Source organism: Streptomyces sp. CLV115 (assembly GCF_038448545.1).
Classification (GTDB): domain Bacteria; phylum Actinomycetota; class Actinomycetes; order Streptomycetales; family Streptomycetaceae; genus Streptomyces; species Streptomyces sanglieri.
The window spans coordinates 1-10,745 of sequence record NZ_JBCEWQ010000219.1; the positions used below are offsets into that span (position 1 = coordinate 1).

Below are 10,745 nucleotides of genomic sequence, written 5' to 3' on the forward strand. Positions count from 1 at the left end.
CGGCCTCCCCCCCCGGCCCCCCGGTCCCCCCGGCGGCACAGCCATGTCCGCCCCCGCACACCCACCGAGGAGAGCCGCCACCGTGCCCGAGGGACACACGATCCACCGCCTTGCCGCGGACCACCGGGACAGGTTCGCCGGGCGCCCGGTGCGGGTGAGCAGCCCGCAGGGCAGGTTCGCCGCGGGTGCCGCGCTGCTCGACGGCCGGCCCCTCACCGACGTGGACGCCCACGGCAAGCACCTCTTCCTCGGCTTCGGCGGCGCCGGCTGGGTCCACATCCACCTGGGCCTGTTCGGCAAGCTCGGATTCGGTACGGTCCCGGCCCCGCCGCCCACCGACACGGTCCGGCTGCGACTGCTGAACGAGGAGCACCACGCGGATCTGCGCGGCCCGACGGCCTGCGTGCTGATCACCGAGCCCGAGAAGCGCGCGATACACGAGCGCCTGGGACCGGACCCGCTGCGGACCGACGAGGACGGCGAGCGGGCCTGGCTGCGGATCTCGCGCAGCCGGATCACCGTCGCGGCCCTGCTGATGGACCAGAAGATCATCGCGGGGGTCGGCAACGTCTACCGCGCGGAGGTGCTGTTCCGGCACGGGATCGACCCGTACCGCCCGGGCAGGGACCTCGCACGCGCGGAGTGGGACGCGATCTGGGCGGACCTGGCGGTGCTGATGCGCGAAGGCGTGCGGAACAACCGGATCGACACGGTCCGTCCCGAGCACCTGCCGGAGGCGATGGGCCGCCCACCGCGCGTCGACGACCACGGCGGCGAGGTGTACGTCTACCGCAGGGCCCGGCAGTCCTGCCACATCTGCGGCGGCGAGATCCGCACCGCCGACCTCGCCGCCCGCAATCTCTTCTGGTGCCCGGGGTGCCAGAAGCGCTAAGGGCTGTCAAGCCAGGAATTGCGGGACAGCCCTTGGAAGGCCCCTAGAACCCCCGCGGCAGCCACGGCGCCACGTCGGAGAGGAACGCCGACGACGCCTCCGCCAGCGCGCCCGCCCGCAGCTCCCGCACCCGCCCGGCCTGCCCCAGCGAGCTGAGCGACTCGCCGCCCAGATAGGCCGAGCCCAACTCCCGTACCGAGAGCTCCAGATCGGCCGGGTCGTCGGTCCGGCGGCAGGACGCGACGCCCTTCTCGTCGGCCGTGAGCCGCCAACGCCCCTCGTTCCAGGGGCAGAACGCGTCCGCCACCTCGAACACCACGTCCAGCGGGCCCCGGTACGTCCGGGCCTCCAGCGCCGCACCCAGCTCCACCAGGCGCACGTGGAGCGAGTCGCGGACCCGGATGTTGCACCGCCGCACGTCCGACACCAGGTGCAGCACCGCGTCGTCGACCGGGCGGTTGCGGGCCACGACCGTCGTCATCAGGTCGATCTCGAAGACGAACCGCCACAGCGCCGCGTACGCCGCCGGGTCCAGGGCGGCCAGGTCGTTGACCACGATGGTGCCCTTGGGACCGGACGGCTCCCACTCCGGCTTGATGTGATACGTCACATTGCCGACGATCTCCCCGTCCCGCTCCGCCAGCACGCACTGCTGCGCCGAGGAGCCCTGGCGGCTGGAGACCGGGTCCACCATGGGCTTGCGCTCCCAGCCGGGCCCGTGGACCGGGACGCCGGGACGGCCGGAGACCAGCCGCTCGTACACGCTCTCGCACGCGGCCATCGCCTCGTCCGGCTTCGCGTGGCGCAGCCGGACCTCGTCCGTGCCCGGCGGCACGTCCAGCCGGATCCGGTCCTTCTCGATCGTCATGGACATCTGCCGGGAGGCGGGGCCATAGCCGAACCGGCCGTAGATCGCCGGTTCCGAGGCCGTCAGTACGGCGAACGGCTCGCCCAGCGCGCGGATGTCGTCCAGCTGCCGGCGCATCATCGAGGTCAGCAGCCCACGCCTGCGGTGCGTGGAGGCGACGCTCACCATCGTGATCGCGGCGGCGGGCACCAGCGCCCCGCCCGGCACGGCGACCCGGAAGCTGAACGCCCCGGCCGTGCCGACCACGTCGTCCCCGTCCCAGATACCCAGCGACCGCTCGTGCTCGGTCAGCTGCTCGAACAGCTCGCGCTCCTCGGGAGTCTCCGGGTCCCCGCCGAACGCCAGCTCCAGACACTCGAACCATTGGTTCCATTCGGACGGACGCAGTACGCGAAGCTCAGTAGTCATGGGCCATGCCTACCAGGGGCAAGGCGCTCGGGGCGACCCGATTTCGAACGCATTGTCACGGGGTCCCCCTGCACCTCGGGCGGCCGGGTGGATAAGGTCCCCGCAATGGCCCGTCGCACAGGAGCAGACACGTACCCGGCCCGATTGCGGAAATCGGCGCACCGGGCGCGCATCGCGCTGCGCAAGTCCGGGGTCGACTACTTCCGCGGCGACGGATCGGACTGGATCGCGCTGGCAGGTCTGCTGCTCACCATTCCGGCCATCACCTGCGCCACCCTCTTCGACGCGGTGTGGTGCTCCCCGGCCGCACTCGTCCTGCCGATCGTCGCGGGCGGCCTGCTGCTGCGCCCGGCCAGCCTGCTGGGCCTGTACGCGACCGCCGCCACCGCCCTGATCGTGGAGTCGGTCGCGCTGGGCCCGTACGGCGACGGCCCGGCCCGGGTGACCCCCGGAATCGTCCTGGTGGTCGCGGCCTGCGGCTTCTTCGGGCTGGTCCTCGCCCAGTTCCGGGCCAGGGTCGGGGTGCCGTGGCGGCGCGGCGGCACCATGCTCTTCGACCTGCGCGAACGCATCCGGGTCCAGAGCGCCCTGCCCCGGCTGCCGCAGGGCTGGCACCGCGAGATGGCGCTGCGCCCGGCGGGCGGGCAGTCCTTCTCCGGGGACTTCGTCGTCGCCGCCCGCACCAACGGCGGGCGCACCCTGGAAGCCGTACTCACCGATGTCTCCGGCAAGGGCATGGACGCGGGCTCCCGCGCCCTCCTGCTGTCCGGGGCCTTCGGCGGACTGCTCGGCTCGCTGCCCCCGCACGGCTTCCTGCCGGCGGCCAACGGCTATCTGCTGCGCCAGGACTGGGACGAGGGGTTCGCCACCTCGATCCATCTGGTCCTGGACCTCGAATCGGGCGACTACGAACTCCTGTCGGCCGGCCACCCGCCCGCCCTCCAGCTCCACTCGGGCAGCGGCCAGTGGGAGGAGATGGCGGCCGAGGGGCCGCTGCTGGGGGTGTACGACGGGGCGCAGTTCGACGCCGTGAAGGGCTCGCTGGCCCCCGGCGACGTGCTGATGCTCTTCACGGACGGCCTGGTCGAGGCGTCCGACCGGGACATCGCGGAGGGCATCGACCGGCTGACCGGCGAGGCCGACCGCTATGTCGCCACCGGGTTCGAGGGCGCGGCCTGGCATCTGATCGAGGCGTGTGCCAAGGACGTCAACGACGACCGGGCGCTGCTGCTGCTCTCGCGCAGGTCCTGAACCGCGGGACACCGGCGCCTCCGGGAGCGGGGCCGAGCGGGCCGAAGCCGCTCTCCCCGCCCCCGGAACGACACGGGTGCGGCTCAGGCCGGGACCGAGAGCTTCCCGGATTCGCTGTCGCTGTCCTCACCCCGGCCCCGCCCGCCCGGCAGAACGCGGGCGAGCCAGTGCGAGCGCCCGGCCGCCAGCGGCGCGAGCACCGCGAGGAGCAGTACGTAGCCCGCGATGAACGGGGAGAGCCGTTCGTCCAGCCCGGCGGCCGCCGCCATCGTGGCGAGGATCAGGGCGAACTCGCCGCGCGCCACCAGCGTGGTGGAGATGTTCGCGGTGGCCTGCGGACCGAACGAGTAGACCTTCGCGGCGGCGATTCCCGCGCACACGTTCATCACCAGGGTCACCGCGACGGCGGCCAGCACCGGCCAGAGCACGGTCGGCAGATCGCCCGGGTCGATGGAGAGCCCGAAGGCGAAGAAGAAGATCGCGCCGAAGGCGTCCCGCAGCGGGTGGACCAGTTTGAGGATGCGTGGCCCGGAGGTCGTGCTGCCGAGCATCAGGCCGACCATGAAGGCGCCGATCGCGTCCGCGACCCCGAACCACTCCGAGACGCCGGCCACGAGGACCGCGGCACCGAGGAAGGAGATGACCAGGAGCTCGTCGTCACGGGTGCTGATCAGCTTGCCGATGACCGCGGTGCCGAACCGGGCGGCCAGCGCGAGCAGCAGCAGGAAGCCGAAGGCCTTGCCGCCGTCGACCGCCGCGGCGGAGAGGCTGTCGGCGCCCGACAGGATGGGCTGGAGGGCGGCCAGGTAGAGGGCGAGGAAGACGTCCTCGACCACAATGATGCCGAGGATCGGCTTGGTCTCCGGATTGCCGATCCGGCCCAGGTCGACCAGGACCTTGGTGACGATGGCGGACGACGAGATGCCGAGCACACCGGCGAGGACCAGCGCCTCGGACGTGCCCCAGCCCAGCGCGAAGCCGAAGCCGAGCCCGGCGCCGACGTTCAGGGCGAGATAGGTGCCACCGGCGATCGCCATCCTGCGGCCGCCGGTCTTGAGGTCGTCGAGGTGGAATTCGAGACCGAGGTAGAAGAGCAGCAGCACCAGACCGAGCGCGGAGAGCATCTCCAGCTCGTGCGGGTCGGCGACGAGCACGATCCCGGGGGTGTGCGGGCCGAGCAGGATTCCGGCCAGGATGAACAGGGGGATGGTCGGCAGTCCGATGCGGCTGCCGACGCGGGCGAGAACGGCGGCGGCCAGGAAGGCGCCGCCCATGGCGATGAGCGTGTCTGCGTGTCCGATGAGCCCAGTCCTTCGTATGGTCAAGAGAGTGTCAAGAAAGCGTCAGTAATTAGTTTACCGAACGATTGACCTGGCAACTGTGTACCCCCTCAAGGCGCCGGCCGTCCGCCCCGCCGGGTGCCGGCCCCAGGACTCCCGCCCCGACCACCCCGGATCCGCCTCCCCCAGGGCGGACCTGGGGTTTTCCCCACCCTCGATCCGCCAGCAGCCGCCATGTTCCCGATCCGCCCGGCTTCGTAGGTTCGAATCACGGTCGAAGAAGCGGCCGTCGAGCAACGGAAGGCGGACATCATGGGGCTGCGACGCAGCAGGCAGCGCGCGCAGGACGGGCAGTACGCGGCGGGCTTCCACCACGGGCCCGCGCCCGTGGACCTCGCCGTCGAACTGCGCGGTGTCCGCAGGCAGTACGGCCGCGGCGGCTCCGCCGTCCACGCGCTGCGGGGCATCGACCTCGCCCTCCCGCGCGCCACCTTCACCGCCGTGATGGGCCCCTCCGGCTCCGGCAAGTCCACCTTCCTCCAGTGCGCGGCCGGACTGGACCGCCCCACCGAGGGCTCCGTACGCCTCGGCGGCACCGAGATCACCGGCCTGAGCGAGAACCGGCTCACCGAACTGCGCCGCACCCGCCTCGGTTTCGTCTTCCAGTCCTTCAACCTGCTGCCGTCCCTCACGGTCGAGCAGAACGTCGTCCTGCCGATGCGCCTGGCCGGACAGCGCACCGGCTCCGCCCGCAGCCGCCGGGAAGCCACCGAGATGCTCACCCGGGTCGGCCTCGGCGACAAGGGCGGCCGCCGCCCCTCCCAGCTCTCCGGTGGCCAGCAGCAGCGGGTCGCCGTCGCCCGCGCCCTGGTCACCCGCCCCGACGTGATCTTCGCCGACGAGCCGACCGGCGCCCTCGACACCACCACCGCCGCCGAGATCCTCGCCCTGCTCCGCAACGCGGTGGACGGCCTCGGCGCCACCGTCGTCATGGTCACCCACGACCCGGCTGCCGCCGCCTACGCCGACCAGGTGCTCTTCCTCGCCGACGGCGCGATCGTGGACCGCCTGCCGCGCGCCGACGCCGCGCAGGTCGCCGCCCGGATGGCCGCACTGACCGCCCGGACCGTCCCCGCCCACGCAGGAGCAGCAGCCTGATGTTCAGCCCGCACGCCCCGAACGGCCTCGCCCGCGCGGCCGTCCGCTTCAAACCCTCGTCGTTCATCGGGACCTTCGTCGCGCTCCTGCTGGCCGCGGCCGTCGTCTCCGCCTGCGGCATCCTGCTGGAGACCGGCCTGCGCGCCTCCGTCCCCGCGGACCGCTACGCGAAGGCCCCCGTGGTGGTCGCCGCCGACCAGCGGGTCCACATGACGGTCGGCACCGGCGAGGGCGAGTACGACGCCGCCCACCCGGTACCGGACACCGCGCGACTCCCGGAATCCCTGGTGGGCAAGGTCGCCTCGGCCCCCGGCGCGGCGGCCGCGATCGGGGACGTGAGCTACTCCGTACGACAGGGCGGCACCCCCCTCACCGCTCACGGCTGGGGCTCCGCCGCCCTCACCGGCACACGGCTGCTCACCGGCGAGGCGCCCGGGACCGGCGAAGTCGTCGTCCCCACCGCCACCGGGGCCCGGGCCGGCGAGCGGATCACCCTCGACACCCCCGCGGGCGCACGGGAGTTCCGCGTCGCGGGCACCACCGCCACCGACGTCACCGTCTATTTCACCGACCGGCAGGCCGTCGAGCTCTCCGGCCACCCCGGCCGGGTCGACGCCATCGCCGTGCTCGCCGCCCGGGGCACCACCACCGAGACCCTCGCCGGCCAGGTCCGCGATGCCGTCGGCCGCACCGCCACCGCCCAGGTCCACACCGGTGACGGCCGGGGCGCCGTCGAGGACGCGGGACTCGCGGGCGCCTCGGAAGTCCTCGTGGGCCTCGGCGGATCCTTCGGCGGCATCGCCACCATGGTCGCCGTCTTCACCGCCGCCGGTACGGTCGCCCTCTCCGTCGGCCAGCGCAGCCGCGAGTTCGCCCTGCTGCGCGCCATCGGTGCCACCCCGCGCCAGCTGCGCCGCTCCATCGCCACCGAATCCCTGCTCGTCGCCCCGCTCGCCGGAGCGCTCGGCTGCCTGCCCGGAATCGCCCTGGCCCACTGGTGGTTCGGGCAGCTCCAGGACCGGGGAGCCGTCCCCGGGCCCGTCGGGCTGCGCGTCTCCTGGCTGCCGCTGACCGTCGCCACGGCCGCCACGATGCTCACCGCGCTGTGCGCCGGATACTTCGCCGCCCGCAAGCCGTCGAAGAGCAAGCCGGGGCAGGCGCTCGCACAGTCCGCCGTGGAACAGCCCCCGTTCGGCTGGATCCGCACCCCGCTCGGCATCGCCGCCCTCGTCGGCGGTGGAATCTTCGCGGGCGTCGCCGCGTCCACCAGCGGTGAGGACGCGGCGAACGCCGCACTCGGCGTCGTCATGCTCTTCATGCTCGCGGTCGGCCTGCTCGGTCCGCCGATCGCCCGGATCTGCGCCACCGTCATGGGCCTCCCGCTGCACGCGGCAGGCGCGTCGGGCTCGCTGGCCGCCGCCAACTCCCGGACGAACTCGCGCCGACTGGCCTCCGCGATCACCCCGATCGTGCTCGCCATGGCCTTCTCCTCCACGCTCGTCTTCATGCAGACCAGCGAGGAGCGGGTGATCGCTCACCAGCAGCGTGACGCCGTCATCGCCGACCACATCGTCTCCGCCCCGGGCGGGCTCGCCTCCGACGCGACCGAACGGGCCGCCGCCACACCCGGTGTCACGACCGCCGTCGGGCTGCTCCGCAGCTCCGTCCTGGTGCCCACCGGATCGGGCGGGGACCGCAGGCTCCAGAGCACCTCGGCCCAGGGGATCACCGGCTCCGGCGGCGACCTCGCCGAGGTCCAGGACCTCGACGTCAGGACCGGATCGCTCACCGGCCTGCGGCCCGGCACCGTCGCCATCGACACCACGCTCGCCGACTCGGCGGATCTGGGCACCGGCGACCGGCTCGCCCTGCGCCTCCCGGACGGCACCAAGGCCTCCCCGAAGATCGTCGCCGTCTACGGACGCGGCCTCGGCACCAGCCTCGTCACGTTCCCCGCGGCCGATCTGAAGGCCCACCTGACCTCGTCGTACGTCTCCGACGTGCTGGTACGGGCCACCCCCGCCGCCGCACAGAAGCTCACCGTGCTCGGCACCGTCACCGACCGCTCCGGCTACGCCGCCGCACAGGACAAGGACCGCGAGCTCAACGCCTGGGCCAACACCGTCATGGCCGCGGTGCTCGGCGGGTTCGCCGCCGTCGCCGCCGTCAACACCCTGGTGATGACCGTTCTGGACCGCCGTCGCGAACTGACGATGCTGCGGCTGGTCGGCTCCACCCGCCGCCAGGTCATGGGCATGATCCGCTGGGAGGCGCTGCTGGTCACCGTGGCCGGCGCCGCGCTCGGCATCGCCATCGCGCTGGCCACGCTCTTCCCGATGATGAAGGGCCTGACCGGCGAGTCGCCGTACATCCCGCTTGCCCTGCTCGGCACCTTCGTCGCCGCGACCGTGGGCCTCGGCCTCGCCGCCGCCCTGATCCCGGCCCGGGCCGCCCTTCGCAGGACGGCCGCCCGTCCGTAGAGTCGGCCCATGACCGAGCCGCACGCCCATCTGACCCTGGCCGAAGTCGAGGCGATCGCCCGCGAGGCCCACGCCGAGCAGCGGGACAAGGCGGGACGCCCGTACACCGAACACCTCGCCGCGGTCGCCGAGGGGGTACGGGTCCGGGGCGGCAGCGACGACCAGATCGCCGCGGCCTGGCTGCACGACGCGGTCGAGGACGATGCGCTGCCGGCCCGGTGGCTGGCGGAGGCGGCGCTGCCGCAGCAGGTGAAGGACATGGTCCTCGCCGTCACCAGACGTGACGGCGAGGACCTCCGTGCGTACACCCGGCGCATCCTGGACACCCCGGGCGCCCTGCTGGTCAAGGAGTCCGACCTGGCGCACAACGCGGACCCGGCCCGCCTCGCCGTGCTGGAACCGGCGACCCGTACCCGGCTGACCGAGAAGTATGCGCAGGTACGCGCGATGCTGGGGCTCACCCCGGGCGAATCGCCCGCCGAGCAATCGGTTCAAGCCAACACGGCGAAGGGCTGATCCACTTCTCCGCCCGGCTCAGAGCCGGGCGGAGGCCCGCCGGAACGCCCAGTCCATGTCCGGCTCCGTCACCGGGCGCAGCACCCGCCGCACCGGCGGCGTGCACATCAGCGTCACGGCGACGGCCGCGACCACCGAGACGAGGACCAGGCCGACGGGGGCCGCCAGCCAGTCGTAGACGTCGAACACCCCGGCGTACCCGGCTCCCTTGATCAGGAAGCCGTGCAGCAGATAGCCGCAGATCGTGCCGGCGCCGAGCACCGTGAACCACATGTGGCGGCGCGGCACCCAGGCCAGGAAGCCGATGGTGAGCAGCAGCGCGCAGCCGAACATCGCCAGGGTCATCACGGCACCGGACCACCACGGCGCGCCCATCTCCTGCGCGCTGTTGCTGCGGTAGAACCAGCCCAGCTGCATCCTGGGTGCCACCCAGTACGCGAACAGCAGGGCCCCGGCGAACAGCGGCAGCGCGGCCATCCGCACCTCGCGCCGGCGCACCAGCTCGAAGTGCTCGGGCCTCAGCCGCAGGCCCAGCACGAAGAACGGCAGGAACTGCAGGACACGCTGGAGATCGAGGTCGTCGCCGATCGTCGGGCAGACCGAGGCGAGCACGGCGATGACCAGCGCCACCGGCAGCGGATGGCGCAGCGCCTGCCAGATCGGCGTGGTGATCCGCCAGACGAACAGCGCGATCAGGAACCACGTGAGGTACCAGGGGTCGAGCAGGCTGATCGACTGATCGGCCGCGTCGTCCGCGTACCGCTTGAACAGGGAGTACGCCGTCTCGAACACCACATAGGGCACGGCGACGCCGGTGACCAGGCGCTTCACCTTCGCGGCGGACATGTCGAAGGAGCGGGAGAAGTAGCCGGAGACGATGATGAACGCCGGCATGTGGAAGGTGTACGCCACCATGTACAGCGCCCGGGCGGTCCGGCTGCCGTCCATCACCGGTTCCCACGAGTGCGCCACCGCGACGAGCACGATGGCCAGATATTTGACGTTGTCGAAGTAGGCATCACGCCGCTTCGCCGGTGCGGCGCCCGGCGGCTTGTTCGCCACCGGCGCGACAGGTGGTGCGGTGGCGGTCGTCGTCCCTCGGTGTCTGGGCTCCGACTCCCGGGTCGCCGATGGGAGCGGGGCCCTCTGAAATACGTTCGGAGCGTGGAACATCTCATGCACCTTAGACGCCCGGATTGCAATTCGTAAAACCGCTCGGAGATATCGAGTGTTCCTGCCCCAATCGAAAGTGAAACCACCGGCAACCGCCCGCTATGCACCGATTCATCCACCTTAAATGGCGCATATCGGCAGGCAGTTGCGGTGCGTGAATTTAATCGCACCTGAAGCTTGGAATTGCATGTGAATGAAGTGTGTGGGTATGGAAACCGTCACATTCGCAAGCCATTGTGAATGGTCGATCCACAGTTCACTCACAGGAATGCGGAACACTGTGCGCGGGCCCGCGGGGCGGGGGCGGAGCGCAGTGCGACCCCTCGTGCGGCTGTGCGCCCCGAGTGCGCGCGGGGCGCAAGGATGGCGCGATACCGTCACTTCGATCCGTCACCCGGCAGCGACCACAGGGGAGTTGGTGGCACGATGGACGGGACGGAGGAGTGCTAGGCCGCACACCTCCGGGCCGGCAAGGCGGACCGACCAAGGGTGTGAGCAGTCGTGGCCATTTCACTGTCTGTGGTGCTGATGTTGGCGATCATCCTGGTGGTCCTGATCCGGGGCGGCTCGATCAAGCCCGGGCCGGCGATCGTCGCGGCGCTCTTCGGCTTCTTCCTGGCATCGACCGGCATGGCGCCGTCGATCAACAGGTTCATGAACTCGATAGCGGAGACCATCAACCAGATCTCCTTCTGACCCCGGCCGGGGGGGGGGGGGGG

9 protein-coding genes are annotated in these 10,745 nt (G+C 71.9%); 6 read left to right on the top strand and 3 right to left on the bottom strand.

Features of this window, described 5'->3' with window-relative positions:
* Positions 1–82: 82 nt before the first annotated feature.
* Complete coding sequence (locus tag AADR41_RS38830; protein WP_342286921.1) at positions 83–892, top strand: Fpg/Nei family DNA glycosylase; 810 nt, start codon at positions 83–85, stop codon at positions 890–892.
* Between the two features lie 43 nt (positions 893–935).
* Here AADR41_RS38830 and AADR41_RS38835 read toward each other — a convergent pair whose 3' ends face one another.
* A complete protein-coding gene (locus AADR41_RS38835; protein WP_342286922.1) occupies positions 936–2,168 on the bottom strand; it encodes a GNAT family N-acetyltransferase in 1,233 nt (410 codons plus the stop codon).
* Between the two features lie 105 nt (positions 2,169–2,273).
* On the opposite strand from AADR41_RS38835, the gene AADR41_RS38840 reads away from it, so the two are divergent.
* Positions 2,274–3,419, top strand: a complete 1,146-nt coding sequence (locus AADR41_RS38840) for a PP2C family protein-serine/threonine phosphatase (protein ID WP_342286923.1) — start codon at positions 2,274–2,276, stop codon at positions 3,417–3,419.
* An 83-nt stretch (positions 3,420–3,502) separates the two neighbouring features.
* On the opposite strand, the gene AADR41_RS38845 is transcribed toward AADR41_RS38840, so the two are convergent.
* Positions 3,503–4,693 carry a cation:proton antiporter gene (locus tag AADR41_RS38845; RefSeq protein ID WP_342286924.1) on the bottom strand — a complete coding sequence of 397 codons (1,191 nt, stop codon included), beginning with the start codon at positions 4,691–4,693 and terminating at the stop codon, positions 3,503–3,505.
* Between the two features lie 318 nt (positions 4,694–5,011).
* Here AADR41_RS38845 and AADR41_RS38850 point away from each other — a divergent pair, with 318 nt between their 5' ends.
* From AADR41_RS38850 to AADR41_RS38860, 3 genes are read left to right on the top strand one after another with little or no spacing between them, the layout of a single operon-like run.
* Positions 5,012–5,857 carry an ABC transporter ATP-binding protein gene (locus tag AADR41_RS38850; RefSeq protein WP_342286925.1) on the top strand — a complete coding sequence of 282 codons (846 nt, stop codon included), beginning with the start codon at positions 5,012–5,014 and terminating at the stop codon, positions 5,855–5,857.
* The gene (locus AADR41_RS38855; protein ID WP_342286926.1) at positions 5,857–8,337 is read left to right on the top strand and encodes an ABC transporter permease; all 2,481 of its coding nucleotides are present in this window, start codon (positions 5,857–5,859) and stop codon (positions 8,335–8,337) included. Before AADR41_RS38850 ends, AADR41_RS38855 begins: the two co-directional genes overlap by 1 nt.
* A gap of 9 nt (positions 8,338–8,346) precedes the next feature.
* Positions 8,347–8,853 (top strand): HD domain-containing protein, encoded by a 507-nt coding sequence (locus AADR41_RS38860; RefSeq protein ID WP_342286927.1) that lies wholly within the window; start codon positions 8,347–8,349, stop codon positions 8,851–8,853.
* An 18-nt stretch (positions 8,854–8,871) separates the two neighbouring features.
* Here the strand turns inward: AADR41_RS38860 and AADR41_RS38865 are convergent, their stop codons facing one another.
* Positions 8,872–10,026 (bottom strand): acyltransferase family protein, encoded by a 1,155-nt coding sequence (locus tag AADR41_RS38865; protein WP_342286929.1) that lies wholly within the window; start codon positions 10,024–10,026, stop codon positions 8,872–8,874.
* A 501-nt stretch (positions 10,027–10,527) separates the two neighbouring features.
* Here AADR41_RS38865 and AADR41_RS38870 point away from each other — a divergent pair.
* Positions 10,528–10,722, top strand: a complete 195-nt coding sequence (locus AADR41_RS38870; RefSeq protein WP_124717718.1) for a hypothetical protein — start codon at positions 10,528–10,530, stop codon at positions 10,720–10,722.
* The last annotated feature ends 23 nt before the right edge of the window (positions 10,723–10,745 follow it).

What these genes read in the sequence shown, in the direction of transcription:
- AADR41_RS38835 (WP_342286922.1), bottom strand. Translation starts at nt 2,168, where the DNA reads ATGACTACTGAGCTTCGCGTACTGCGTCCGTCCGAATGGAACCAATGG.
- AADR41_RS38840 (WP_342286923.1), top strand. Translation starts at nt 2,274, where the DNA reads ATGGCCCGTCGCACAGGAGCAGACACGTACCCGGCCCGATTGCGGAAA.
- AADR41_RS38845 (WP_342286924.1), bottom strand. Translation starts at nt 4,693, where the DNA reads ATGGGCGGCGCCTTCCTGGCCGCCGCCGTTCTCGCCCGCGTCGGCAGC.
- AADR41_RS38850 (WP_342286925.1), top strand. Translation starts at nt 5,012, where the DNA reads ATGGGGCTGCGACGCAGCAGGCAGCGCGCGCAGGACGGGCAGTACGCG.
- AADR41_RS38855 (WP_342286926.1), top strand. Translation starts at nt 5,857, where the DNA reads ATGTTCAGCCCGCACGCCCCGAACGGCCTCGCCCGCGCGGCCGTCCGC.
- AADR41_RS38860 (WP_342286927.1), top strand. Translation starts at nt 8,347, where the DNA reads ATGACCGAGCCGCACGCCCATCTGACCCTGGCCGAAGTCGAGGCGATC.
- AADR41_RS38865 (WP_342286929.1), bottom strand. Translation starts at nt 10,026, where the DNA reads ATGTTCCACGCTCCGAACGTATTTCAGAGGGCCCCGCTCCCATCGGCG.